This is a genomic window from Kocuria sp. CNJ-770, from assembly GCF_001942375.1.
Taxonomy (GTDB): Bacteria; Actinomycetota; Actinomycetes; order Actinomycetales; family Micrococcaceae; genus Kocuria; species Kocuria oceani.
The window spans coordinates 144,229-169,086 of record NZ_MKJW01000089.1 but is presented as its reverse complement, the minus strand read 5'-3'; the positions used below and the strand labels follow the sequence as shown (position 1 = coordinate 169,086).

23 protein-coding genes and 3 pseudogenes are annotated in these 24,858 nt (G+C 71.8%); 18 read left to right on the top strand and 8 right to left on the bottom strand.

Features of this window, described 5'->3' with window-relative positions; translation table 11 throughout:
* Positions 1–8: 8 nt before the first annotated feature.
* A complete protein-coding gene (locus tag BJF77_RS08630) occupies positions 9–245 on the bottom strand; it encodes a hypothetical protein (RefSeq protein ID WP_047805053.1) in 237 nt (78 codons plus the stop codon).
* Positions 246–343: 98 nt separating this feature from the next.
* On the bottom strand, positions 344–871 hold the full coding sequence (locus tag BJF77_RS08625) for a 2'-5' RNA ligase family protein (protein WP_047805052.1): 528 nt from the start codon (positions 869–871) through the stop codon (positions 344–346).
* Positions 872–976: 105 nt separating this feature from the next.
* On the opposite strand from BJF77_RS08625, the gene BJF77_RS08620 reads away from it, so the two are divergent.
* The 11 genes and pseudogenes from BJF77_RS08620 to BJF77_RS08570 all read left to right on the top strand — a co-directional run bounded on the left by BJF77_RS08620 (position 977) and on the right by BJF77_RS08570 (position 11,501).
* Positions 977–2,086: an ABC transporter ATP-binding protein gene (locus BJF77_RS08620; protein ID WP_075871879.1), complete on the top strand. Its 1,110-nt coding sequence runs from the start codon at positions 977–979 to the stop codon at positions 2,084–2,086.
* Positions 2,083–2,763: an ABC transporter permease gene (locus tag BJF77_RS08615; RefSeq protein ID WP_047805050.1), complete on the top strand. Its 681-nt coding sequence runs from the start codon at positions 2,083–2,085 to the stop codon at positions 2,761–2,763. The genes BJF77_RS08620 and BJF77_RS08615 overlap by 4 nt, the downstream gene beginning before the upstream one ends.
* Positions 2,760–3,431, top strand: a complete 672-nt coding sequence (locus tag BJF77_RS08610) for an ABC transporter permease (protein ID WP_047805049.1) — start codon at positions 2,760–2,762, stop codon at positions 3,429–3,431. The genes BJF77_RS08615 and BJF77_RS08610 overlap by 4 nt, the downstream gene beginning before the upstream one ends.
* Positions 3,432–3,713: 282 nt before the next feature.
* The gene (locus BJF77_RS08605; RefSeq protein ID WP_369821380.1) at positions 3,714–4,472 is read left to right on the top strand and encodes an ABC transporter substrate-binding protein; all 759 of its coding nucleotides are present in this window, start codon (positions 3,714–3,716) and stop codon (positions 4,470–4,472) included.
* Positions 4,473–5,029: 557 nt separating this feature from the next.
* Positions 5,030–6,900: pseudogene (locus BJF77_RS08600) on the top strand (amylosucrase).
* Positions 6,901–6,903: 3 nt separating this feature from the next.
* Entirely contained in the window at positions 6,904–7,221 is a 318-nt protein-coding gene (locus BJF77_RS08595) for a multidrug efflux SMR transporter (protein WP_047802355.1), read from the top strand.
* 97 nt (positions 7,222–7,318) lie between these two features.
* Positions 7,319–7,645: a multidrug efflux SMR transporter gene (locus BJF77_RS08590; protein WP_047802379.1), complete on the top strand. Its 327-nt coding sequence runs from the start codon at positions 7,319–7,321 to the stop codon at positions 7,643–7,645.
* On the top strand, positions 7,642–8,916 hold the full coding sequence (locus BJF77_RS08585) for an MFS transporter (RefSeq protein ID WP_075871878.1): 1,275 nt from the start codon (positions 7,642–7,644) through the stop codon (positions 8,914–8,916). The genes BJF77_RS08590 and BJF77_RS08585 overlap by 4 nt, the downstream gene beginning before the upstream one ends.
* A 583-nt stretch (positions 8,917–9,499) precedes the next feature.
* Positions 9,500–9,904: an SRPBCC family protein gene (locus BJF77_RS08580; protein ID WP_075871877.1), complete on the top strand. Its 405-nt coding sequence runs from the start codon at positions 9,500–9,502 to the stop codon at positions 9,902–9,904.
* A gap of 114 nt (positions 9,905–10,018) precedes the next feature.
* Positions 10,019–10,639, top strand: coding sequence for a superoxide dismutase (locus tag BJF77_RS08575; protein WP_047802353.1), 621 nt, complete (start codon positions 10,019–10,021; stop codon positions 10,637–10,639).
* 316 nt (positions 10,640–10,955) lie between these two features.
* The gene (locus tag BJF77_RS08570; protein WP_075871857.1) at positions 10,956–11,501 is read left to right on the top strand and encodes a hypothetical protein; all 546 of its coding nucleotides are present in this window, start codon (positions 10,956–10,958) and stop codon (positions 11,499–11,501) included.
* Here BJF77_RS08570 and BJF77_RS08565 read toward each other — a convergent pair.
* The 5 genes and pseudogenes from BJF77_RS08565 to BJF77_RS08545 form a co-directional block, all read right to left on the bottom strand.
* Complete coding sequence (locus BJF77_RS08565) at positions 11,487–12,656, bottom strand: cysteine desulfurase family protein (protein ID WP_075871856.1); 1,170 nt, start codon at positions 12,654–12,656, stop codon at positions 11,487–11,489. The genes BJF77_RS08570 and BJF77_RS08565 overlap by 15 nt on opposite strands.
* Before the next feature lie 2 nt (positions 12,657–12,658).
* Positions 12,659–13,569, bottom strand: a pseudogene (nadC, locus tag BJF77_RS08560) (carboxylating nicotinate-nucleotide diphosphorylase).
* Positions 13,563–15,374: an L-aspartate oxidase gene (locus BJF77_RS08555; protein ID WP_075871855.1), complete on the bottom strand. Its 1,812-nt coding sequence runs from the start codon at positions 15,372–15,374 to the stop codon at positions 13,563–13,565. The pseudogene nadC and the gene BJF77_RS08555 overlap by 7 nt, the downstream one beginning before the upstream one ends.
* Positions 15,371–16,666: a quinolinate synthase NadA gene (nadA, locus tag BJF77_RS08550; RefSeq protein WP_075871854.1), complete on the bottom strand. Its 1,296-nt coding sequence runs from the start codon at positions 16,664–16,666 to the stop codon at positions 15,371–15,373. The genes BJF77_RS08555 and nadA overlap by 4 nt, the downstream gene beginning before the upstream one ends.
* Entirely contained in the window at positions 16,663–17,370 is a 708-nt protein-coding gene (locus BJF77_RS08545; protein ID WP_158041212.1) for an NUDIX domain-containing protein, read from the bottom strand. Before BJF77_RS08545 ends, nadA begins: the two co-directional genes overlap by 4 nt.
* A 266-nt stretch (positions 17,371–17,636) precedes the next feature.
* Between BJF77_RS08545 and BJF77_RS19990 the strand changes: the two genes are divergently transcribed.
* Complete coding sequence (locus tag BJF77_RS19990) at positions 17,637–18,281, top strand: DUF6318 family protein (protein ID WP_139318487.1); 645 nt, start codon at positions 17,637–17,639, stop codon at positions 18,279–18,281.
* Positions 18,282–18,468: 187 nt separating this feature from the next.
* Positions 18,469–19,365, top strand: a complete 897-nt coding sequence (locus BJF77_RS19425; RefSeq protein WP_255396187.1) for a PKD domain-containing protein — start codon at positions 18,469–18,471, stop codon at positions 19,363–19,365.
* A 63-nt stretch (positions 19,366–19,428) separates the two neighbouring features.
* On the opposite strand, the gene BJF77_RS08535 is transcribed toward BJF77_RS19425, so the two are convergent.
* A complete protein-coding gene (locus BJF77_RS08535) occupies positions 19,429–20,184 on the bottom strand; it encodes a FadR/GntR family transcriptional regulator (RefSeq protein WP_075871853.1) in 756 nt (251 codons plus the stop codon).
* Positions 20,185–20,291: 107 nt separating this feature from the next.
* On the opposite strand from BJF77_RS08535, the gene BJF77_RS08530 reads away from it, so the two are divergent.
* From BJF77_RS08530 to BJF77_RS08515, 5 genes and pseudogenes are all read left to right on the top strand, one after another.
* Positions 20,292–21,203, top strand: coding sequence for a proline iminopeptidase-family hydrolase (locus tag BJF77_RS08530; RefSeq protein ID WP_075871852.1), 912 nt, complete (start codon positions 20,292–20,294; stop codon positions 21,201–21,203).
* A gap of 81 nt (positions 21,204–21,284) precedes the next feature.
* On the top strand, positions 21,285–22,697 hold the full coding sequence (locus BJF77_RS08525) for an APC family permease (RefSeq protein WP_082157237.1): 1,413 nt from the start codon (positions 21,285–21,287) through the stop codon (positions 22,695–22,697).
* A gap of 41 nt (positions 22,698–22,738) precedes the next feature.
* On the top strand, positions 22,739–23,659 hold the full coding sequence (locus BJF77_RS08520) for an acetamidase/formamidase family protein (protein ID WP_075871851.1): 921 nt from the start codon (positions 22,739–22,741) through the stop codon (positions 23,657–23,659).
* Positions 23,660–23,896: 237 nt separating this feature from the next.
* The gene (locus BJF77_RS20510) at positions 23,897–24,277 is read left to right on the top strand and encodes a hypothetical protein (protein ID WP_075871850.1); all 381 of its coding nucleotides are present in this window, start codon (positions 23,897–23,899) and stop codon (positions 24,275–24,277) included.
* Between the two features lie 26 nt (positions 24,278–24,303).
* Positions 24,304–24,858 (top strand): annotated as a pseudogene (locus tag BJF77_RS08515) (peptidase M4 family protein); the annotation flags it as partial.

Here is a 24,858-nt window from a genome sequence, read left to right as displayed (position 1 = left end):
CCCGGGGGTCAGCCCTTGACGGACCAGAAGCGGCGGTCCCGGTCCCACTGCACCGTGCCGCCGTGGGCCTTGCGGAACTCCGCGAGGACCTCCTTGCTGATCGCGGTGTGCCCGTTCTCCAGGGTGCGGACCCACTCGGGCCCGAAGGTCTCCGGGATCTCCTGCACGGCCTGCTCCTGGGACAGCCGTCCCTCGGTGCGGATCCGGTCGACCATCCAGCCGGCGATGTCCTGTGCGCTCGTCATGCCTCGAGCCTACGCGGCTCCGGCGCCCCAGCCGCACCGGGGCTGCAGCGGATCCGGGGCCGCAGCAGCTCCGGGCCGCAGGACCCGGCCAGGGCCGGTCAGGCCAGCCGGACCACCGTGCGGGCGTCCGAGTCCCAGCGGCGCAGGGAGACCGCCCGCAGCGGCGCGGGGTGCGGCTCGAGGACGCCGAGGGCCACGGCCACCTGGTCCGGGCGCATCCGGCGGGCCAGGGTGATGTGCGGGGTCCAGGCCCCGGGGAAGGAGGTGCGGGCCTGCCCGGGCACGGTGCCGACGGCGTCGCAGACCCGCCGGTGGAGCTCGAGCAGCTCCGGGGTGGTCACCACCTGGCGGACCACCACGTAGCCGCCCCGCCCGGGACCGAACAGCAGCACCCCGGCGCTGGCCAGCGGCAGGTCGACGAACCCGGCGGCGGCGGCGACCCGCTCGTCGATCCCCGGGACCGTCTCCGGGGCCAGCGAGGGCGCGGCCACCACGGTGATGTGCGGGCGGTTGGACGGGGAGCGGTGCCGGCCGGAGCTGGGCAGGCCCGCCTCGATCAGCCGGTCCCAGTCGGCGCGCACGGACGCCTCGGCGTCCTCGCCGAGCAGCAGTTCCAGGCTGTGCACCGCCCACCTCCTCCGGGCGCGGACGGCCCGCTCCGGTGGACGCGAGTCTAGTCCGGTGCCGCAGCTCCCTGCCTATACTGGCGGCACGGCAACGGGAGGATCTCCATGACCGACATCGCCATCCGTTTCGAGGGTGCCGGCAAGACCTACCCGGACGGGACGACCGCCGTCGAGGCCCTCGACCTCGAGATCCCGCGGGGGTCGCTGACCGTCTTCGTGGGGCCGTCCGGCTGCGGGAAGACCACGTCCCTGCGGATGATCAACCGCATGGTGGAGCCCACTTCCGGCACCGTCACCGTGGAGGGCCGCGACATCACCTCCGTGCCGGCCCACGAGCTGCGCCGCTCCATGGGCTACGTCATGCAGCAGTCGGGCCTGATGCCGCACCGCACCGTGGTCGACAACATCGCGACCGTCCCCCGGCTCAACGGTGTGCCGAGGAAGCAGGCGCGCGAGCGGGCCCGGGAGCTGCTGACCACGGTCGGCCTCGACGCGGGGCTGGGCTCCCGCTATCCGTCCCAGCTCTCCGGCGGGCAGCAGCAGCGGGTGGGCGTCGCCCGGGCGCTCGCCGCCGATCCGCCGATCCTGCTCATGGACGAGCCGTTCTCCGCCGTGGACCCCGTGGTGCGCCAGGACCTGCAGCGGGAGCTGCTCGACCTCCAGCGCCGGCTGCACCGCACGGTCGTGTTCGTCACCCACGACATCGACGAGGCGGTCCTGCTCGGCAACAAGGTGGCCGTCTTCGCCACGGGCGGGCGCCTGGCCCAGTACGCCACCCCGGAGGAGCTGCTGCGGGCGCCGGCCGACGACTTCGTGGCCGACTTCGTGGGCCGCGACCGCGGCTTCCGCTCCCTCACCTTCGACTCGGCCCACGACATCCCGGTCCGCTCCGTGGCGGTCCTCCGCCCGGACGGCACCCCGGGCGTCGTCGGACCCGGCGACGGTCCTTTCCCCGGGGGGTGGACCCTGCGGGTCGACGACCACGGCGCCCCGCGCGGCTGGGTGCGCACCGGGGCCGAGGCCGACCCCGTGGTCGGGGGCACCCTGCACCGGCCCGGCGGCTCCCTGCGCAGCGCCCTGGACGCCGCCCTGTCCTCGCCCTCGGGGCTGGCCGTGGTGGTCGACGACGACGGGCGGGCGATCGGGGTCATGGAGCCCGGCGAGATCGTCGCCGCCGTCCAGGACGCCCGGCTCGGCGGGAGGACCCCGCGGTGAACTGGACGGCCCGGAACTGGCCCTACGTCCTGGAGCTCACGGGCGCGCACCTCGTCCAGTCGGTGCTCCCGCTGCTCCTCGGCGCCCTGATCGCGATCCCGGTGGCCCGGCTGGCCGCCCGCAACCGCACGCTGCGCCCGGTCTTCGTCACGGGCTCGTCCCTGCTCTACACGATCCCGTCCCTGACCCTGTTCGTGGTCCTGCCCCTGCTGCTGGGCACGCAGATCACCTCGGTGACGAACGTGATCGTGGCCCTGACGGTCTACGTGGTGGCCATCCTCGTCCGCTCCTCCGTGGACGCCTTCGAGTCCGTGGACCGGGACGTCCTGCAGGCCTCCACCGCCATGGGCTACCGCCCGCTGCGCCGGTTCTTCGCGGTGGAGCTGCCGCTCGCGGTGCCCGTCCTGATCGCCGGGCTGCGGGTCGCCTCCGTCAGCAACATCTCCATGGTCAGCGTGGGCGCGGTGATCGGCGTGCAGTCCCTCGGCACCCTGTTCACCGACGGGCTACGCCGCTCCATCCTCGAGGAGATCGTGGTCGGCATCGCCCTCACCGTGCTCCTGGCCGTGCTCCTCGACCTGGTGCTGCGCGGGACCGGGCACGCCCTGACCCGGTGGCAGCGGGCGGGCCGGGCCCGCACGCGCGTGCCGCGCGTGCGGAGAGGAGCCGTCGCATGAGCCTCTTCGGCACCGCCCTGTCCTGGCTGACGGACCCCGAGAACTGGTCCGGGGCCGCCGGCATCCCGGCCCGGTTGCTCGAGCACCTCGCCTACAGCGGCATCACCCTGGCCGTGGCCCTGGCCGTGGCGGTGCCGCTCGGTCTGTGGGTGGGCCACACCGGACGCGGCTCGGGCCTGGTCGTGGGTCTGACCGGTGCCCTGCGCGCCCTGCCCACCCTCGGGCTGCTGACCCTGTTCACCCTGCTGCTGGGCCTCGGGCTCGTGCCGCCGATCATCGCGCTGGTGCTGCTGGCGATCCCTCCGATCCTGTCGGGCACCTACGCCGGCATCGCGAACGTCTCCCCGGCCCTCAAGGACGCCGGGACGGCCATGGGCATGACCGGGGGGCAGGTGCTGACCCGCGTGGAGCTGCCCAACGCGCTGCCGGTGATCCTGGGCGGGATCCGCAACGCCGCCCTGCAGGTCGTGGCGACGGTGACCGTGGTCGCCTACATCAACCTCGGCGGGCTCGGCCGCTACCTCATCGACGGGCTCGCGGTGCGCGACTACTCGCGGATGCTGGGGTCCGTGGTGCTCGTGGCGGTCCTCGCGCTCGCCGTGGACGCCGCGCTCGCCGCGGCCCAGCGGCTGTCCACCTCACCGGGCCTTCGCCTGGCCTCTCCCTGACCGCCCGCCGTCCTCCGCCCGCACCGCCTGCACCGACCGTCCGACGACCGGCGGCATCCACCGCCTGCACCGACCACCTGCACCGACCGACAGGAGAACCACCATGACCACTGCTCCCGCTTCCCTCCGCCGCGCCGCCGGGCCGGCCCTGGGCGCCGCCCTGCTGCTGGGTCTGACGGCCTGCGGCTCCGGCGGCGATCCGCTCGCCGGGGGCGAGGAGACCTCCGCGGGGTCCTCGGAGACCGTGACCGTGGCTCCGCCGACTTCCCGGAGAGCGAGATCGTGGCCGAGCTCTACGCCGGCGCCCTCGAGTCCGCCGGGGTCCAGACGGAGACGTCCCTGGGGATCGGGGCCCGCGAGGCGTACGTCGGGGCCGTCCAGGACGGGTCCGTGGACGTCGTCCCGGACTACTCGGGCAACCTCCTGCTCTTCGCCGACCCCGAGGCCACCGCGAGCTCCGCCGAGGAGATCATGGACGCCCTGCCGGGCGCCCTCCCCGAGGGGCTCACCGTGCTGGAGCCCTCCGAGGCGCAGAACAAGGACGCGATGGTCGTCACGCCCGAGACCGCGGAGCAGTACGGCCTCACGAGCATCGCCGACATGGCGCAGGTGTGCGGTCAGCTGGTGATCGCCGGTCCGCCCGAGTTCGCCGAGCGCGCCTACGGCCTGGACGGCCTCGAGGAGAAGTACGGCTGCGTGCCGCAGTCGTTCGAGCCGATCAACGACGGCGGAGGGCCCCTCACCGTCGAGGCCCTGCTCAACGGTGACGTGGACGTCGCCGACATCTTCACGACCACACCGGCGATCGCCGACAACGACCTCGTGGTGCTGGAGGACCCGGAGAACAACTTCATCGCCCAGCAGGTCCTTCCGCTGGCTGCGGCCGACCGGCTGCCCCAGGAGGCCGTGGACGCCCTGAACGAGCTCTCCGGCAAGCTCACCACGGAGGACCTCATCGACCTGAACCGCAAGGTCAGCGGCGACCAGCCGATCAGCCCGGCGGACGCGGCACAGGAGTGGCTCTCCGCCAACGGCTACTGAGCCCGGCCGCGGCGGAACCACGTCTCCGCACAGCGGTGCGGGTGCCCGGTGGACACGCCGGTGCCCGGGGGTGGACCGCCCGGCACCGGCGTGTCCACCGCCGTGATCCCGGTGCCGGCGAGGGCGGGTGCCGCCGCACCGCCACCCGCCCTGCACAGGGTTCTCCACATGCGCGTCCCCCGGCCCGGCACCGCCGGATCCGCCGTCCGCCAGGGCGGACACGGCGGCAGCGGCCGGTTTTCCCCGCTGTCCCCAGAGTCCGTCCACACCTGTGGACAACTCTGTGCACAGGGATGTGGAGGGGTGTGCCGGTCATCCGCTGAAAACCCGGGAGCGCATCAGTATGCTGAGGTGCGGGCCGCCCCCTGCCGACGCGCGCGGGATGTGCCCGTGACCATCCGAGGGCTCGTCGTCAAGGAGGATCTCGAGTTCGGAGACCGCCCCGCCCAGGAGTGGACGACCGAAGGAGCAGTGTGCCGAACACCAGTCCGCCCGGGATCCCGGGTCTCTCGCACGAGAACCAGGCCCGTGTGATCACCGAGTGCGTGCGCCAGCAGGTGCGCGAACGCCGTCCGGCCGAACTGCCGGAGACCGGCTGGAAGGACTTCGACCGACGGTTCGACGAGCACTTCCCCCGGCTGACGCTGCTCTTCGCCGAGGTCTACGGCCACCGCGAGGACTTCCTGGAGCAGCTCACCGAGCTCGGCCTGCAGCTGGCGTGCTCCTGGGCCGAGCGCCCCGACGACCTCAAGGCCCTGGACGCACGCCGGGAGCAGGACCCGGCGTGGTTCGGCTCGCGGCAGATGCTCGGCGGCGTCTGCTACGTCGACCGGTACGCCGGGAACCTGCGGGGGATCCGCGAGCAGATCCCGTACTTCCAGGAACTGGGCCTGACCTACCTCCACCTGATGCCCCTGTTCGAGGCCCCGGAGGGCAACTCGGACGGCGGCTACGCGGTGTCGTCCTACCGCCGTGTGGACCCTCGCCTGGGGACCATGGAGGAGCTCGCCGAGCTGAGCCGGGAACTGCGCCGCCACGGCATCAGCCTGGTCCTCGACTTCGTCTTCAACCACACCTCCGACGAGCACGAGTGGGCCCGCCGGGCCGCGGCGGGGGAGACGGAGTACGAGGACTACTACTGGATCTTCCCGGACCGCACCGTCCCGGAGCAGTTCGAGCGCACCACCCGTGAGATCTTCCCGGACGACCATCCCGGCTCCTTCACCCGGGTCCGCGCCACCGAGGAGGACCCCCGGTGGGTGTGGAGCACGTTCTACTCCTTCCAGTGGGACCTCAACTACACCAACCCCGCGGTGTTCCGCGCCATGGCCGCGGAGATGCTCTTCCTCGCCGCCCAGGGCGTGGAGGTGCTGCGGATGGACGCGGTGGCGTTCATCTGGAAGCAGCTGGGCACCGCGTGCGAGTCCCTGCCGCAGGCCCACGTGCTGCTGCGCGCCTACAACGCGCTGTGCCGCATCGCCGCGCCGTCGGTGCTGTTCAAGTCCGAGGCGATCGTCCACCCGGACGAGGTGATCCGGTACGTCGAGCCCGGCCAGTGCCAGCTCTCCTACAACCCCCTGCAGATGGCACTGACCTGGGAGGCGATGGCCACCCGCGAGCCCAAGCTGCTGGCCCAGGCCCTCGCGGAGCGCCACGCCCTGCCGCCGGGCACCGCGTGGGTGGACTACGTGCGGGGCCACGACGACATCGGGTGGACGTTCTCCGACGAGGACGCGGCCCGGCTCGGTGTCGACGGCCACGACCACCGCCGGTTCCTCAACGCCTTCTACACCGGCCGGCACCCCGGCAGCTTCGCCGACGGAGTGCCGTTCCAGGAGAATCCGCGCACCGGCGACTGCCGCGTGTGCGGGACCACCGCGTCCCTGCTCGGTCTCGCGGAGGACCCCGGTGCCGCGGTGGACCGGATCCTGCTCGCGCACTCCGTCGCGATGAGCACCGGCGGCGTCCCGCTGCTGTACCTGGGCGACGAGGTCGGCCAGCTCAACGACCCCGCGTGGGCCGAGGACCCGGCCCACGCCGGTGACGCCCGATGGGTGCACCGGCCGCCGCGGCCCGTCCGGGACTACGAGCGGCGCCACGAGCTCTTCTCCGTGCAGGGCCGGATCTTCGGCGGCATCCGCCGGATGGTCGAGCTGCGCCGCGGCGCCCCGGAGTTCGACGGCAACGCCTCATCCCCTTCGACACGCGCAACCCGCACGTGCTGGGCTACCAGCGCCCGGGCGGCAACACGATGATCCTGTGCCTGGCCAACTTCTCCGACTGGTCCCAGTTCGTCACGGGCGAGACCCTCTCGGGATTCCTGCACCAGGCCGTGGAGCTGCACGGCAACACCGAGCTCGACCTGCGCCACGGCCTCCTGATCGACGCTCACGGGTTCCTCTGGATCCGTGTGGTCCCGAAGCGCTGACCCGTGGGGGCCTGGGTCGTGCTCGTCCTCTCGGGGGTCCTGGAGGCGGTGTGGGCCTCCGCGCTCGCCGCCTCGGACGGCTTCCGCCGCCCGGTCCCGGTCGCGGTGTTCGTGGTGACGGCGGCCCTGAGCCTGTTCGGTCTCGCCCACGCCATGACGAGCCTGCCCACGGGCACGGCCTACGCGGTGTGGGTGGGCATCGGAGGAGCCCTCACCGTGGCCTGGTCCATGCTCACCGGCCGGGAGGCCGCCACCGCCTTCAAGGTCCTGCTCGTGCTCGGGATCATCGGCTGCGTGATCGGACTGCGGCTTGTCGCCTGAACCTCCGCTGACCGGCCGCACGTCGTCGCCCGCCCCGTCCCCGCGCTCTCCCGCCGCGTCGCCGGACGCGGCGGCGCGGCGGTCCCGGGCGTGGGCGCTGCTGCTCCTGAGCGGGGTCCTGGAGGCCGTCTGGGCCACGGCCCTGGGCGCCGCGGAGGGACTCACCCGCCTCGGCCCCACCGTGCTCTTCGCGGTGGCGCTGGTGCTGAGCATGATCACCCTGGCCCGCGCCGCCCGGGTCGTGCCGATGGGCACCGCCTACGCGGTGTGGACCGGGATCGGTGCCGTGCTCACGGTCGCGTGGGCGGCCGGCACCGGGCAGGAGCAGATGTCCTGGCTCAAGGCCCTCTTCCTGGCCGGCATCGTCGCGTGCGTGGCCGGGCTGCACGCCGCCGACCGGCCACGCAGGGGGCGCGCCCGGTGACCCCGCCGGGGGAGCGGGCCCCGGGGCCGAACCTCATGCTCGTGCTCACGGCCACGATGGCGGTGGGCCCGCTGCTGACGCACAGCCTCTCCGCGATGAGCCCCCTGGTGATCCAGGACCTCCGGCTCACGGAGGCGCAGTTCGGGCTGCTCGCCACCGTGACCTTCTTCGTCGCCGCCGTCACCGCCGTGCGGACCGGCCGATGGGCGGACCGGCTGGGCGCGCGCACCCTGCTGGCCGTGATGTTCGGCGGGGCCGTCCTGGCCATGCTCCTCGCCGCCGTCGCACCGGACTACACCGTGCTGCTGCTGGCCATGGTGCTCTCCGGCCTCGGCCAGGTCATGGCCAATCCGGCCACCAACCGGCTCATCCGCCTGCACGTGCCCGCCCACCGGCGTGCGAGCTGGCTCGGCGTCAAGCAGGCCGGGGTGCAGGTCGCCCAGCTGGTGGCCGGGCTGACCTTTCCCGCGCTCGGACTGCTCCTGGGCTGGCGCACCGCCGTGGCCGTGGCCGCCGGAGCCGTCCTGCTCCTGCTCGTGCACGGGTGGTGCACCGTCCCGGAGAACCACGCCGGTGACAGACCGGCCCCGGTGTCCCGGCCAGAGCCGTCGTCCCCCCACCCGCCGGGACGGACCGGGGGCCGCCCGCCGATGCCCGGCGTCGTGCGCGCGTACGCGGCCGCGGCGGCGCTGACCGGCCTGGGGGCGCAGGCGGCCAACGTCTACCTGCCGCTCTACGCCCACCGGGAACTGGGCCTCGACGTCGTCGCGGCCGGGGCCACGGTCTCGGTCGCCGCGCTGGTGGGCATCGCCTCGCGCGTGCTGTGGGCGCGGGTGATGGACCGGCCGGGCGCCGACGGATTCGTCCTGCTCGCCGGCATGGCCCTGGGGGCGGCCGTGAGCGCGGGCCTGCTGGTGCTGGCTCCCCTGCATCCGGCACTGGCGTGGGCGGTGTGGCCGGCCGCGGTGCTGCACGGCGGGGCGGCACTCGCGGTCAGCGTGATCGTCATGTCCGGGGCGATGCGAGCCGTGCCGGCGGAACGGGTGGGTGCCTCCACCGGTGTGGTCACCATGGGTCTCTACGCCGGGTTCTGCTCCGGACCGCTGGTCATGGGCGTGCTGCTGCAGTTCACCGGCTCCTTCGCCGTGGGCTGGGCGCTGGTGCTCGTCTGCTACCTCGCCTGTGGACTGCTCTCCGTGCTCGTCCGCCGACGCTCCCGGTCGCGGGCCGGGTCGGCCGCCGGGACCCCGCGCCTGGGTCCCCGCCGCTGACCGCGGCTGCTCCCGCCGCTCCGCCCCGACGCCGGGACACCGGGACGCCGGGACGCCCGGATCCGGGAAGGAGGCCGGCGTCCCGGTCCGGGCAGACCGAAAAGACGCTGTACGACCCTCCATGACCTCCGGAGTCCGGGGTTCTCAACATCTTCTCCACAGGCGTTGTCCACAGCGTGGATAACTTCCACCGGTGGAATTACGCGTGGGGAGCGTCCCAGGGCCCTGCTCCGACGTGCATTTCCACTCCCGGACGAGGAGCAGGCGTACGCGTGTTCGAATTTTGCACACGCTCGTCCACACCTGTGGACAAGTTTCTCCACCGGGTGTGCACGAGAACTGGCCCCACTGTCCGACCCATCGCTAAAGTAAATGTCTGTGCATGGATAGAGGCTCCCACCCATGCCTCCGGGCCCGCACGGCGGCGTTCCGGGCCCTGGGACCGGCATGGAGGTTGGAATGGCACTCGGCCCGGCATCGTTCCGCGTGGACGCCCAGGCGGTGATCGGCGTCGACCCCTGTGTGGTGGAGCGCTTCCTGCTCGACAGCGGCTGCTTCCCTCTGTGGCACCGGGTGTGGCCGGGTGCCCACCATCAGCACACCGGTGCTGCAGACCGGGACCTCCGTGGAGTTCTTCGGCCGTGTCGGCCCGCTCCGCTTCCCCTACGTCACGATCGTCTCCGCACAGGAACCGGGGCGGAAGCTGGCGCTCCGGACCACCCGGGGGATCGTGGATCTCCTGGCGGTCACCACGTGGGCGGCGGTGGACGGGGGCACCGAGGTGCGGACCACCGTCGACGGCCGGCTCACCGCGGCGAGGGCCGGCCTCGCCGCGTGGGCCGAGCGGATCGTGCGCCGCAACCTGGGCGCCGAGCTCGGGGACCTCAAACGGCTGCTGGAGACGGGGCAGTTCGAGTTCACCGTGCCGTCCCAGCTCACGGCGCACCCGCCCCGCTGCACGCTCGAGACCCCACCCGACTTCTTCTGAGCCCCGGCACGGCGCGCCCGCGGGCACCGTACGCTGGTGGCGGAACCTCCTTGACCCCTGCGCGCGCGCGGGACGAGTGTGGAACCACACGACAGCTATCGAAAGGTTTCTCCTATGGCCGAGAAGTACACCCTTCCCGATCTCCCCTACGACTACGCGGCGCTCGAGCCCCACATCTCCGCGAAGATCATGGAGCTGCACCACGACAAGCACCACGCCACCTACGTGGCCGGTGCGAACACGGCCCTCGAGAAGATGGCCGAGGCCCGCGCCAACGACGACGGCGCCGGTGCGGCGAAGCTGTCCAAGGACCTCCAGTTCAACCTCGGCGGCCACGTCAACCACTCGATCTTCTGGAACAACCTCTCCCCGGAGGGCGGCGACAAGCCGACCGGTGAGCTGGCCGCGGCGATCGACGACCACTTCGGGTCCTTCGACGCCTTCCGCGCCCACTTCACCTCCGCGGCGACCACGATCCAGGGCTCCGGCTGGGCGATCCTCGCCTTCGAGCCCATCGGCGGCAACCTCGTCATCGAGCAGATGTACGACCAGCAGAACGGCGTGCCCGTCGCCACGATCCCGCTGCTGCAGCTGGACATGTGGGAGCACGCCTTCTACCTCGACTACCAGAACGTCAAGGCCGACTACGTCAAGGCCTTCTGGAACATCGTGAACTGGGCCGACGTCCAGCAGCGCTTCGAGAAGGCGCGCACCGGAGGCACGTCGATCGTCTGATCCCCACCCCGCTCGGTCGGCGCGGAGCGCGCCGCCCACCGCGAGCAGGACCCCCGGACCGCACGGTCCGGGGGTCCTGTGCTGTCTGCGCGGCCCCGGCCGGGCCCACGGACCCCGGCCGGGCTCCGCCTCTCCCGCCGGAGGCGCGCCCCGCGGCCGGTCGTCCCCGGGCGCGGCCGCACGGCCGGGCATGTCGTCCCATGTCATGGCGGGGTCACAGGTCGATCACGGAACTCGATCCACCCCCGCCCATCCATTAGCGTTCGGAAAGGCGCCGGGGGAGCGGCGCCGGGGACCAGGGGAGACGGGGCGGCACATGCAGAAGGTCATCGCGGTACTGGCGGCCCTGGCGGGGGTGGCCCTCGGGGCGGCGGCGCCGCCGTGGGCGGACGCGGGACTGCGCGAGGACGGCACGGGGTTCGTGACCGGGAACGCCGTCCGGGCCGCGCTGGGCTGGGACGACGCGACCCTGCGGGCCGAAGCCCCGTCGCTGGAGTTCGTCGCCGAGTCCGAGTCGGTCACCGGCATCTCCTGGTCGTGCGTCCACACCGGGACGGCGGAGGTCGTCCCGCAGCGGACGGACCTGGTCGTCACCGAGTCCCGGGCGGTCACGAGCCGGCCGCAGACCACGTGGTGGGGGGCGGTCACCGGCTTCCGGCTGCAGGGCTTCGACGGCCGCGGCGCCTCGAGTGCCGTGCCCGAGGGGCCGGCTCCCGGCTCCTGTCCCACGGGTCCGTGGTCACCGGTCGAGGGCAGCACGCGGACCGTGGAGACGACCGGCGAACCGGTGCTCATGGTGCGCCACGACGGGGCGCAGCACCCGGTGCCGGTGGGCTCAGCCGCGGGCTCAGCCGTGCGGTGAGCCCAGTCGTCGCACGACGTCCCGCGTGGCCGCGACGATCCCGTCCACCTGCTCCGGCGTGATGTCGGCGGAGAGGGTGAAGCGCACCGCGGTGGTGGCGACCTCCGGCGGGTAGCCCATCGCCGTGAGCACGTGCGAGGGCGCGGTGTCCCCGGCCGAGCAGGCCGACCCCGAGGAGACGAGCAGCCCCCGCGACTCCAGGTCCACCAGGACCGTCTCGCCGTTGACCCCGGGGAAGCAGAAGGACGCGTGCCCGGGCAACCGGGACTCCGGGTGCTCCCGCGGGTCGGGGCCGGTCAGGAGGGCCGTGGGCACCTCGGCCAGGACCCCGGTGATCAGCCGGTCCCGCAGCCCGGCCAGGCGCACCGCCTTCGCCGGCCGCTCCTCGGCGGACAGCCGCAGGGCCGTGGCGAGACCGACGGCGCCCGCCACGTCGGAGGTGCCCGAACGCCGGCCGCGCTCGTGCCCGCCTCCGCTCATCAGAGGGCGCAGGGGCGTGCCCCGGCGCACGTAGAGCGCTCCGACGCCCTTCGGCGCCCCGATCTTGTGCCCCGCGAGGCTCAGCGCCGCCACGTCGAGCGCTTGTACGTCCAGCTCCAGCGACCCGGCCGCCTGGACCGCATCCGTATGGAACGGGACTCCCCGAGCCCGAGCCACCGCAGCCAGCTCGGCGACCGCCTGGACCGCACCCGTCTCGTTGTTCGCATGCATCACGGATACCACCGCCGTGCCCGGACGAACAGCCCCGGCCAGGTCGGCGGGGTCGACGAGGCCCTCGGCCGAGACGCCCAGCTCGGTCACCTCGAAGCCGTCCCAGCGGGCCAGGTCGCGCCCGGAGTCCAGCACGGCGTGGTGCTCCACGGCGCTCGTCACCACGTGGGTCGTCGAGGCGTCCCGGTCCCGGCGGGCCAGGGCGATGCCCTTGACCGCCAGGTTGTCCGCCTCGGTCCCCCCTGAGGTGAAGACCACCTCCGCGGGCCGGCAGTTGAGCACCTCGGCCACGGCCTGCCGAGCCGCGTCCAGCCCGGCCCGTGCCCGGCGGCCCACCTCGTGGTGGCTGGAGGCGTTGCCGAACTCCTGGGTGAGGTAGGGCCACATGGCCTCCAGGACCTCACGCCGCACGGGAGTGGTCGCGGCCGCGTCGAGGTACAGCACGGTCAGCCCTCCCGGACGTCCAGGACGACGTCGAGTCCCAGGTCCAGATTGCGGGCCGAGTGGGTGAGCGCGCCCACCGAGATGACGTCGACCCCGGTGGCGGCGATCTCCCCGACGGTCTCCAGACTCACCCCGCCGGAGGCTCCACCGTCGCGCGGCCGTCGATGATCGCCACGCCGCTCACGAGGTCGTCCACCGAGAAGTTGTCCAGCAGCACGGTGTCCGCGCCTCCGGCCAGTACGGCCTCGATCTGGTCCAGCCGGTCGACCTCGACCTCGAGGTGCACCGTGTGGGGCAGACGACGGCGCAGCTGCCGCAGCGCGCCGGTCAGGTCGGTCCCGTCGGCGGTGAGCAGCGCCAGGTGGTTGTCCTTGGCCATCACGGCGTCGGAGAGCGAGTGCCGGTGGTTGTGCCCGCCGCCGCTGCGCACGGCGTGCTTCTCCAGCGCCCGGAGCCCCGGGGTGGTCTTGCGGGTGTCCGCCACCCGGGTCCGGGTGATCGTGCCGGGCGGGAGGTTCGCCGCCTGCTCGACGCGGGAGACGGTCTCCTCGACGGCGGCGACGTAGCGGGCCGTCAGCGTGGCGATCCCGCACATCCGCTGGGTGAGGTTCAGGGCCACGCGCTCGCCGGTCAGCACGGACCGGGCGGGGCCGGCCACCACGGCCAGCGTGTCCCCCGCGGCGAAGGAGTCCCCGTCGGCGGGGATCAGCTCCACGGCCACGGCAGGGTCCACGGCGGCGAACGCCGCGGCGAAGACCTGGCCGCCGGAGAAGACGCCGTCCTCGCGCGCGACGAGCTCGGCCCGCGCGAGGGCGGTGGCGGGAATGAGCAGCTCGGACGTGATGTCGCCCCAGGGCGCGTCCTCGGCGAGGCCCCGTTCCACGACCTCGGTGATGGCGGCTCGGGTCAGCATGCGGAGATCCTCTCGAACATGTCGTTGTGCGTATATGAACTCGGAGTGGTCAGATGGCCGTTGCGGGGTGCCGACCGCGCCCGGCGCCAGAAGGTGCGCCCGGCGCGGGCGGGCTCGGGAACCGGGCAGTCCTCCCGGAAGTGGGCGCCCCGGGACTCGGTGCGGTGCAGGGCCGCGGCGGCCACGGCGCGTCCCACGGTGAGCAGGTTCCGGTCCTCGACCGCGGGGCGGGAGAGCGCGCCCGGCGGCCGGAGCGCGGCCAGCCGGTGGACCAGCGCCTCGAGGCCGGAGCCGTCCCGCAGGACGCCGGCGCCGGCCCACATCGCGGCCTGGAAGGCCTGCCGGTCGAACGGCACGCCCGCCCCGGCGGGGTCCGGCAGGGTCAGCACGCCACCGGGCGCGAGCCGGGCGGGGTGCCGCCGGACACCGCGGGTCGGAGCGGGATGCGTCCGGTCGGTGCCGTCGGCCCGGAGGTCCGCGGTCGCCGCGGCGCCCGCCCGGGTCGGGCGCGGCCGGGTCCAGTGCGGCCGACGGACGTCGTCGGGCCGCAGGTCCCCGGCCAGGGCCTCGGCGGTGCGGGCACCGAACACGGCGCCCTCCAGCAGCGAGTTGGAGGCCAGCCGGTTGGCGCCGTGCACGCCCGTGGCCGCGCACTCGCCCACGGCGTACAGGCCCGGGACGCTCGTGCGGCCGCGGTCGTCGGTCGCGATCCCGCCCATCAGGTAGTGCGCCGCCGGGGTGACGGGCACCGGTTCCCGGGACCAGTCCAGGCCGTGCGCCCGCACGGCGGCGTCGATCGTGGGGAAGCGGCGCGCCAGGTGCTCGGCGGTGTCCGGCTCCGCGTGCCCGGCGCCGGCCGGAGCGGTCATGGCGGTGCAGTCGAGCAGCACCGGCAGGCCTCCCTGGGCGAGCGACCGGCGGACGATCTCCCGGGCCACCACGTCCCGCGGGGCGAGCTCGGCGAGCGGGTGCGCGCCCTCCAGGAAGCGCCGTCCGGTGGCGTCCCGCAGCACCGCCCCTTCACCGCGCACGGCCTCGGAGACCAGGAAGCAACCGGGAGCGGCGAGGGCGGTGGGGTGGAACTGCACGAACTCGAGGTCCGCGACGACGGCTCCCGCGCGCAGGGCCGCGGCGATGCCGTCGCCCGTGGCCACCGCGGGATTGGTGGTGTGGGGATAGAGCTGCCCGGCACCGCCGGTGGCCAGCACCACGGCGTCCGCCCGCAGCTCGCGCAGCCGGTCGCCGTCGAGGACGAGCGCCCCCCGTACGCTCCCGTGGTGGTCCGCGACCAGGTCCACGAGCATCGTGTGCCGGAGGACGTCCAGGCGCCCGGAGGCCTCGGCGTCCAGCGTCGCCGCCACGAGGGCGCGCTGGATCTCCCGCCCGGTCGCGTCCCCGCCGGCGTGCAGGATGCGGGGCACGGAGTGGGCACCCTCGAGGCCCTCGACCCACGGGGAGTCCGGGCCGTCAGCGCGGTCGAACGCGACGCCGTGCTGCACCAGGGCGGTGACGGCGGCGGCCGAGTCCTGCACGAGCACGCGCACGGCGTCGTCGTCGCAGGTGCCGGCCCCGGCTCCGAGGGTGTCCCGGACGTGCAGGGCCACGGAGTCCCGGACCTGCCCGCCTGGCAGGTCCGCCGTCATGGCGGCGATGCCGCCCTGGGCTCGGACGGTGTTCGTCTCGTCCAGGACGTCCTTGCTCAGCAGCACCACGTCGAGCCCGCGGCCGGCGGCCGCGAGGGCGGTGGTGAGCCCGGCGATGCCGCTGCCCACCACGAGCACGCGCGGGAACGGGGGCGTGCTCACCGCGGAAGCGCCGCCAGCATGCGCTCGAGCGCCACCTCGGCGTCCCGAGCGGTCGCGGCGTCCACCGCGATCCGGTTGATCACCCGGCCGGCCACGAGCTCCTCGAGCACCCAGGCGAGATAGCCGGGGTGGATCCGGTACATCGTGGAGCACGGGCAGATCACCGGGTCCAGGCAGAAGATGGTGTGCTCGGGGTGCTCGTCGGCGAGCCGGTTGACCAGGTTGATCTCGGTGCCGATCGCGAAGGTGCTGCCGGGCTCGGCGGCCTCGACCGCCTTGCGGATGTGGTCCGTGGAGCCGGACTCGTCCGCGGCGTCGACCACGGGCATGGGGCACTCCGGGTGCACGATCACCCGCACGTCCGGGTGCTCGGCGCGGGCCTGCTCGATCTGGGCCACGGTGAAGCGGCGGTGCACCGAGCAGAAGCCGTGCCACAGGATGACCTTGGCGTCGGCCAGCTGGTCCGCGGTGCTGCCGCCCAGGTCGTGGCGGGGGTTCCACATCGGCATCTGCTCCAGCGGGATCCCCATGGCCTTGGCGGTGTTGCGGCCCAGGTGCTGGTCCGGGAAGAAGAGCACCCGCCGGCCGCGCTGGAACGCCCACTCCAGCACGGTGGCGGCGTTGGAGGAGGTGCAGACGATGCCGCCGTGGCGGCCGCAGAACGCCTTGAGCGCCGCGGACGAGTTCATGTAGGTCACCGGGATCACGCTCTGCCGACCGTCGTCGTCGGTCTCCCCGAGCACGTCCATGAGCTGCTCCCAGGCCTCCTCGACGGAGTCCTCGTCGGCCATGTCCGCCATGGAGCAGCCGGCGGCGAGGTTGGGCAGGATCACGGACTGGTGGTCGCCGGAGAGGATGTCGGCGGTCTCGGCCATGAAGTGCACGCCGCAGAAGACGATGGCCTCCGCCTCGGGGCGGCTGCGCGCGGCGCGGGCCAGCTGGAAGGAGTCGCCGAGGAAGTCGGCGTGCTTGACCACCTCGTCGCGCTGGTAGAAGTGGCCGAGCACCACCACGCGGTCGCCGAGGGTGGCCTTGGCGGCGGCGATGCGGCGGTCGAGCTCCTCCGCGGACGCCTGCTGGTACTCGGCGGGGATGACCGGCTGGGCGGGCGAGCCGGCGGGCACGGCGTCGTCCTGGGACGCGCCGGGGCCGTAGCCGGCCGAGACGGTGGGGGCGAAGTCCCACGGGCTCGTCCCGAGGGCGGTGCTGCACGTGCTCGGGGCCGGGGTGGCGCCGGGCAGGTTCGCGGGCTTCTCGGTCAGCAGGTCGATGCGGGTGGCGACGGAGGTCATGTCTGCTCCTGGGTGCTGCGGCCGGCCGGGGTGCGGTCGGCGAGGTCGAGGTCGGAGTCGTGGCGGTAGAGCCGGGGCGGGCGGTGCCGGGTGCCCTCCAGGCGGGTGCCGGTGTCGAGGACGGCGCCGGAGGCCAGCACCTGGCGCCGGAAGTTGGCGGGGTCCAGGACGGTGCCGAGGATGGCCTCGTGCACCTCCCGGAGCTCGGCGAGGGTGAACGTCTCGCCGAGGAACGAGTGGGCCACGCGGCTGTAGGTGATCTTGTTGCGCAGCCGGTAGATCGCGTAGTCCACGATGTCGCTGTGGTCGAAGGCCAGCGGCGGCAGGTCCGCCACGCGCATCCACGTGACGTTGAGGTCGACGTGCAGGTCGGCGGCCTGGTCGGCGCGGATCGAGGCCCAGTAGACGATCGAGACCACCCGTTCCTCGGCGCTGGCCGAGCGGGTGAGCCCGCCGAAGGCGTAGAGCTGCTCGAGGTAGCCCGGTTGCAGGCCGGTGGTGAGCTGCAGGGAGCGGGCGGCGGAGGCCTCGAGGTCCTCGTGCTCCTGGAGCGGTCCGCCGGGCAGGGCCCACATGCCCCGGAAGGGGTCACGGATGCGGCGGACCAGGGGCAGCCAGAGCTCCTTGCGGCCGTCGGGTCCGGTGTCCCGGGCGGCGAAGATGACGGTCGACACGGCCAGGGCCACGTTCTGCGCGGTCAACATCACCTCCAAGCACCTCGAACCTTCAGGTTGCAGTGACTATAACACCGTTCTGGTCAGTCTGACGTTAACGGAGCTGTGACCATATCGCTCCTGACCAGGCCGCATGCAAACGCGTCTTGATTGCCTCCACAGGGGTTGCTCGAGCACAGCGCGCGCGGTCTAGCATCTGACCCATCCGACCGGGGCGTCCGGCCACGGCACAGCGAAGCGGGGAATCCATGGTGCGGTCCTGTCCACTCCCGGCGGCAGCCGGCGGAGCCCTCCTCGTGGCCCTCGTCCTCACCGGCTGCGTCCCCGACGACGACGGCGCCGCGGCGTCGCCTTCCAGCCCGGCATCGGCAGGTGTCGCCGCGGAGGAGACGGGCGGTGGTTCGCCGCCACCGTCGTCCACGTCCGGCCCCGCCGACGCGTCCGCCGAGTACGTGCCCGCCTCGCTGGACGGGCCGGCGCAGAACGTGCCGAAACCGGTCATGCCCGAGCTCGCGCGGGAGGAGTCCCGGGAGGGGGCGCAGGCATTCCTCGACTACTGGTCCGACGCGATGTGGTACGCGAATCAAACCGGCGATACAACGTATGTGCGTGCCATAGTGAGTGAATCGTGTGAAGTGTGTATCGACCAGTTCAATGTAGTCGAAGATGTTTATGAGCAAGGGGCGTGGTTTGTCGGAGGCAGGGAAAGCATATTATTGCAGGAATCGGTTATCACACCAACGAGTGACGGAGTTTACAAGCCTATTGCTTTGTCTGATTCCGAAGGCATAAAGCTGGTTGAACAGGGGCGGGTGACTTATGAGGCTCAGCCGCGAACGGGGAAGGGAGATCCATTTCCGATCTACCTTGACTTCGACCAGGATGCTTGGATCTACATCACTGCGGCAAATATGCCCGGAGTAGGCGTGTCAGATGAATAGACCTTTTCATGTCTGGGTTCTCTTGATGGGCCTCATGTGTATTCCTGTCGATTTAGCCTCGGCGAACTCTGCACCTCCGTCAGAACTGGCAGATCGAGTATCTCGGGCAGGGAGCGGTCATTCCGTTCCCAGTCAGCGCGGCGTAGACCTGTCGAGGGAGACGACGGCTGTTGCGGACGGAAATAAGATGAAATTGGAAGTCAGAATCGAGGAGGGGCCCCCGGTTGTCGCCGACAGCAGCGAAGAGGCCGTAGTCGCAGTGGGAGCCGGCCCGGTCGCCTATGACCCCGACGAAGATCCTGCCTTCCAGAAAGCGCTCCGCCAGTACCTGAGCGACCAAGGGATCGACCGGCCGTTCAACCCGGACACGATCGCGCAGTCGAAGTCGCAGACGTTCGGCCTGCAGAACCCGTGCACCAACCGGAGGGGCGCGGTCCTCGACGACTGCCTCGCCGAGCGGGTCTGCACCACGGACGGGGGTGGCGAAGGCGTCTACATGAACGTCGTCGTGCGCCAGGGGGAGGGCCCCAGCACACCGTGGGGAGAGCCCATGTGCGTGGCGGCCGCCGAGGCGGAGGGCGACGAGGAGATCGTGGAGCTGCCGACCTTCACCCTGCAGGATTTCAGGACGCTCGCCGTCGCGCCTGCGGCCAGCGCGGTCCAGCCGGCGCCGGACACCTTGAAGGGCATGCACACCAATGTCTACGCGGAGGCCCAGGGCCAGCAGTTCGCGACCGAACTGGGTGGTTTCCCCGTGCAGGTGCGTGCCGTCCCGGTGCAGTACGCCTGGGACTACGGGGACGGGGGCGCGCTCGGGCCCACCGAGCTGAGCGGCGCCCCGCTCGAAGAGGGGGCGTGGGACGTCGAGACCGACACGAGCCACGTCTACACCGAGACCGGGGACTACGCGGTCACGCTGACCACCTGGTTCTACGGCGAGTACTCCGTGGCGGGTGGGCCGTGGTTGCCCGTGGCCGGGTTGAACGACGTCGCGAGCGCCCCCGTCCCGATCAGCGTCTGGCGCTCCACGGTGCGCAACTACGCGGACGACTGCCTGCAGAACCCGCAGGGCGCCGGCTGCTGATTCCAGATCCGAGACGGGTCGCCGCCCCACGGCCGGATCACCGCGGCCGTGGGGCGTCCGCTGCTAGGCCCGCGCGCGGAAGCGCTCGAGCAGGTCGAGGTCGATGCCCGCGTGCCGCCGCGCCAGGTGCCCGGCGGCATCGGCGTCACGGGCGGTGATCAGTGCCACCAGCTGTTCGTGGTCCTGCAGGGCGCGCTCTTCCATGTCGGCCTGGTCCTGAGGATCGCCCCACAGGTGCACCGGCGCCGAGAGGGCGAGCTGCTGCTCGGCCCGGAAGAGGATGTCGGCCAGCACCGGGTTGCCGGCGGCCTCTGCGATCGCGAGGTGGAGAGCGGCGTCGGCGGCCTGCTTGGCGCGCCCGGACGGTGCGGCGCGGAACTCCTCGAGCCGCTCGTGCAGCAGGTGCACGTGCTCCTCGGTGCGGTTCTCGGCAGCGGCGCGCACGATCGTGTCCTGGAGGCGGCACATCGCATCGGAGGCGTGCACCAGGTCCTGCCAGGACGTGCCCAGGACACGGACCGCGACGTCGCGGAACTGCTCGTGGGAGTTGCCGGTCTCGGCCACGAAGGAGCCACCCGTCCTGCCGAGACGCTTGATGAGCACGCCGGTCTCCTCGAGCTGGGCCATGGCCTCGCGGAGGGTGGCCCGGCTGACTCCGAGGGTCTGCGCCAGGTCACGCTCGGGGGGCAGCTTGGTGCCAGGAAGGTACTGGCCGACCGCGATGGCAGTGATCAGGCGCTCGCGGACCGCGTCCGCTTTGCACTGCGGGGCCAGTGGCCTGTCCAGGGGGCCGGGGGCGCCCGGGCTGGATCCGGTCATGCCACCTCTTTCAGGGCTCGATGCTCGACGGAACACAGATTTAACAAAAAGGTCTACTTTTCAGACCTTTTGGTGGCTACGATGACCGCAACGAAAGGAGGGACGCTGTGTCTGTTGTCACCTCACTGGACGTTCCGTTCACCGACGGGTCCACCTGGGTCCAGGTTACGACCCCGGATGCTCCCCGACCGGGGGCCCTCCCACTGGTCGTCCTGCATGGAGGGCCAGGCTTCTGTCACGACTACCTGCGCAGCCTCTCCGCGCTCGCGGACGAGACCGGCCGGACGGTTGTCCTGTACGACCAGTTCGGGTGCGGCCGATCCTCCCACCGCCCGGAAGCTTCCCCGGACTTCTGGACTCCCCAGCTGTTCGTGGACGAGTTCTTCACGGTGATCGATCATCTCGGTCTGGAGGCCTACCACGTGCTCGGGCAGTCCTGGGGCGGGATGCTCGGGGCCGAGATCGCCGTGCGTCGTCCCCAGGGCCTGGCAGGTCTCGCAATCTGCAACTCTCCGGCCTCCATGGAGCTGTGGGCGCAGGCGGCTGAGCGCCTGCGGGCCGACCTGCCCGACGACGTCCGCACTGCGCTGGAGTCCCACGAGGCGACCGGGGCCTTCGACCACCCTGACTATGTCACGGCCACCAAGGAGTACGACCGCCGCCACGTGCATCGGACGGCGGAGGTGCCCGAGGACTATCTGGACTCGGAGCGCCTCGTGGAGCAGGACCCGACCGTCTACCACACCATGAACGGCCCCAACGAGTTCCATGTCATCGGGACCCTGCGGAACTGGTCGATCATCGACCGTCTTGCTTCCGTCGACGCGCCCACTCTCGTGGTCGCCGGGGAGTTCGACGAGGCAGCTCCCGAGACGTGGGCACCGTTCGTCGAGCGCATCCCAGATGTTCGTTCGCACGTGTTCGCCGGGGCGAGCCACTGCACGCACCTCGAGCAACCACAGGAGTTCCGGGCGCTGATCGCCGAGTTCCTGAAGGAGCACGACGCGCCCCCGGAGTGATCCTCCGCCCGTTGCTCAGCGGTTCTCCGCACACCTCTTCCTGTTCTTCCTCGTACTCCTCCTCTGTTCTAGGAGCCTGCCGTGTCCGAACCCGTCATCTCCACCGCGCTCTCCTCGCAGCAGCAGCTCGAGCGCCTCGGCTACAAGCAGGAGCTCAGCCGCTCCGTCACCACCTTCGACCTCCTCGTCTACGGCCTGATCTTCATGGTTCCGATCGCTCCTTGGGCGATCTTCGGCACCGTCTACAACGAGGCCCAGGGCATGGTGCCGCTGGTCTACCTCGTCGGACTGGTCGCCATGATCTTCACGGCGCTGTCCTACGCCCAGATGGCCAAGGCCATCCCGCTCGCCGGATCCGTCTTCTCGTACGTCGGCAAGGGGATCCACCCCAACCTGGGCTTCTTCGCCGGCTGGCTCATGCTCCTGGACTACCTCCTGGTGCCCACGCTGCTGTACGTCTTCGCCGCGGAATCCATGATCGGCATCTTTCCCGGCAGCGAGCGCTGGATGTGGGCGCTGCTCTTCGTGGCCGTCAACGTGGTGATCAACATGTCGGGAGTCAGCTCACTGAAGTGGATGAACCGGGTCTTCCTCGTCATGGAGCTCGCCTTCATCGTGGCCTTCTTCGTGATCGGCATCCGTGCCCTGACCGACGGGGCGACTCCGGGCTCCTCGTTCAGCATCACGCCGCTGTGGGATCCCGCGACCGTCAGCGCACCGCTGCTGGCCACGGCCCTGTCGATCGCCGTGCTCAGTTTTCTCGGCTTCGACGGGATCTCCACCATGGCGGAGGAGTCCACCGGTGGACGCGGCTCCGCCGGCCGCGCCATGGTCCTCGCCCTGGTCATCGTCGCGACCCTGTTCATCACCCAGACCTGGCTGGCCAGCCTGCTCGCCGGGCCGTACCAGCCCATCCCCGAGGACCGGGTCGGCAACGCCTTCTTCGACATCATCGGCACCATCGCCTCCACCCCGGTGATGAACGCGTTCTTCGTCTGCAACGTCCTGGCGGTCGGCATCGCCAACGCCATGGCCGCCCAGGCCGCCACGAGCCGTCTGCTGTACTCGATGAGCCGCGACGGCCAGCTGCCGAAGTTCCTGCGGCACATCAACACCCGCAAGGTCCCCAGCTACGCGATCCTCTTCGTCGGCGGTCTCTCTGCCGTGCTCGTGCTGTTCTTCGTGGGCCAGATCAGCCTGATCTCCTCCATGGTGAACTTCGGCGCGCTCACCGGATTCCTGCTGCTCCACCTGTCCGTGGTCGTCTTCTGGATCGGCCGGCGGAAGTCCCGGAACTACCTCGTCCACCTGGCCTTCCCGGTGATCGGGTTCGCCATCATCGGCTACGTCCTGCTCAACGCGGAGACCCAGGCCAAGATCGCGGGGCTCGTGTGGATCGGGGTGGGCGCGCTCGTCTTCGCCTACTACCGCAGGACCGGGCGCAGCACCGAGCTCGCCGAGGACCACGAGGACATCACCGTGTCCAGCCACTGACGCCCACGACGACGACCCCTCAGCACGAAAGGCACCCTCTCATGGACCACTTCCTCAGCAAGGCGCACGGCCGAACCTCCTTCTCCGCCGAGCACGAACCGGTGCTGCGGGTCCGTCCGGGCACGGGCGAGGTGATCGGGTTCGAGACCAATGACGCCGAGTACGAGGAGATGGACCGGTTCAAGGACCTCGACAAGGTCACCACTCCGTTCAATCCCGTCACGGGCCCGGTCCACGTCGAAGGCGCGCAGCCCGGTGACGCGCTCGCCGTCACGGTGCACGGCATCGACTTCAAGGAGTACGGCTGGTCGGTGTCCATCCCGGGTTCCGGGGCGCTGACGGACGTGATGGGCGAGGAGATCTTCACCCGGAAGATCCCCATCGACGAGGCCGGTGCTCACCTGACGGACACGCACGTGGTTCCACTGGCTCCCATGATCGGCTGCATCGGCACCGCTCCCGCCACCGGGGGCAACGACACCGTGATGCCGTCCTACGCGGAGGGCGGGAACATCGACATCACGGACGTCGGGCCGGGATCGACCGTCTACCTGCCCGTGCGGGTGGAGGGGGCGTACCTGTTCGTCGGAGACCTCCACGCCGTGATGGCCCAGGGGGAGTCGACCTTCGTGGCCATCGAGACCGAGGGGGTGGCCAAGGTCAGCGTCGACGTGGTGAAGGACCTGCCGCTGCGCGCACCGCGGATCGAGACGGCGACCGAATGGATCTTCGTGGGCATCGGAGACACGGTGCAGGAGAGCATCAAGCGCGGTTACGAGGACGCGTTCTGCTTCCTCACACAGGAGCACGGCTTCAGCAAGGAGGACACGTACGTGCTCATGAGCGCCACTGTGCACTCCCAACTCGGTGGGCCCACGGGATCGCAGGACCCGGACCCGCTGCACCCCTTCCAGGCGATCGGCAGCGTGACCATCCACCGGGTGCCCAAGAGCATCCTCTGAGTTCCCACGGCGGGGCAGGGCGCCGGCTGCTGACCCACGCGGCGGCTGTTGGGCCGTCCGACCCGAGTGGCACGATCGGTGCACAGCGGTTCCCGGCCCCGCCGACGAACCGGTGATCGGCCCCCGGGCGGACGCCCGGGGGCCGCCACGGCGACGCAGTGGTGCCACGGGTGGCGAGGTCCAGTGACCGGCAGCCGCTCCAGCACTCCTGTGCCACAGGAGGAAAGGGGTGGGACGGTGGCGATCTCCGGTACCTGGGTGCTCCACTACAGCTGGGGCTGCACCGGGAACTACGGGCGGACGAGCCTGGACTTCCGAACCGAGGGCACCTTCTCGGGCGGCGGCTGCTCGGGTTCCTGGCGGCAGCTGGACGGGATCCTGCTGCTCCGCTTCACCGACGGGCCGGCCCAGTACGGCGGGACGGTCACCGGCCGTGTGGGCACGGGCGCCATGTCCACCCTCGACGGTTCGCTGAACGGCTGCTGGTACCTGATCGAGCAGGGCGCGGCGGAGCCGTCGGACCGCGGCGCCGAGCAGCCCGCCGACGTCGCCGGCCGGAGGGCCGAGCCCGGCGAGGCCGCACCCGGCGAGCTGGACGCCGCGGGGAACCGGATCTGATGCGCGAGCGTCGGGAGGAGAGCGCGATGCAGCACGCACACGGAGCCCTCTGCGGTGTCATTCCGCCGTTCGTGCACGAGCACATGGCCGAGCACGGTGACGAGCAGACCCGCAGGAACGCCTTGTCCGCCCTGTCCGTGGACACGACCGTCCGGGCCGAGCGGCTGATCACCGATCTGACCGCGGGCGGTGTCGTGGCGCGGGTGGCGGCCCACACGGGGCGCACGGTCCACACGGCCCGCAACACCGGGGAACTGCCGGGCACCCCGGTGCGCTCCGAGGGGGAGCCGCCCACCGGGGACCTCGCCGTCGACGAGGCGTACGACGGGCTGGGTGCCACGGTCGACCTGCTGCGCGAGGTCTTCGGGCGCCACTCGCTCGACGACGCCGGCATGCCGCTGCTCGCCACGGTCCACTACCGGGAGAGGTACAACAACGCGGCCTGGGACGGTCGGCAGATGATCTTCGGCGACGGGGACGGCCAGTACTTCAACCGCTTCACGGCCGCTGTGGACGTCATCGGCCACGAGCTGGGCCACGGTGTCACCACGCACGAGTCCGACCTCCTGTACATGCACCAG

What these genes read in the sequence shown, in the direction of transcription:
- BJF77_RS08620 (WP_075871879.1), top strand. Translation starts at nt 977, where the DNA reads ATGACCGACATCGCCATCCGTTTCGAGGGTGCCGGCAAGACCTACCCG.
- BJF77_RS08520 (WP_075871851.1), top strand. Translation starts at nt 22,739, where the DNA reads ATGGACCACTTCCTCAGCAAGGCGCACGGCCGAACCTCCTTCTCCGCC.
- BJF77_RS08575 (WP_047802353.1), top strand. Translation starts at nt 10,019, where the DNA reads ATGGCCGAGAAGTACACCCTTCCCGATCTCCCCTACGACTACGCGGCG.
- BJF77_RS08545 (WP_158041212.1), bottom strand. Translation starts at nt 17,370, where the DNA reads ATGTTGACCGCGCAGAACGTGGCCCTGGCCGTGTCGACCGTCATCTTC.
- BJF77_RS19425 (WP_255396187.1), top strand. Translation starts at nt 18,469, where the DNA reads ATGAAATTGGAAGTCAGAATCGAGGAGGGGCCCCCGGTTGTCGCCGAC.
- BJF77_RS08630 (WP_047805053.1), bottom strand. Translation starts at nt 245, where the DNA reads ATGACGAGCGCACAGGACATCGCCGGCTGGATGGTCGACCGGATCCGC.
- nadA (WP_075871854.1), bottom strand. Translation starts at nt 16,666, where the DNA reads ATGACCTCCGTCGCCACCCGCATCGACCTGCTGACCGAGAAGCCCGCG.
- BJF77_RS08535 (WP_075871853.1), bottom strand. Translation starts at nt 20,184, where the DNA reads ATGACCGGATCCAGCCCGGGCGCCCCCGGCCCCCTGGACAGGCCACTG.
- BJF77_RS08610 (WP_047805049.1), top strand. Translation starts at nt 2,760, where the DNA reads ATGAGCCTCTTCGGCACCGCCCTGTCCTGGCTGACGGACCCCGAGAAC.
- BJF77_RS08570 (WP_075871857.1), top strand. Translation starts at nt 10,956, where the DNA reads ATGCAGAAGGTCATCGCGGTACTGGCGGCCCTGGCGGGGGTGGCCCTC.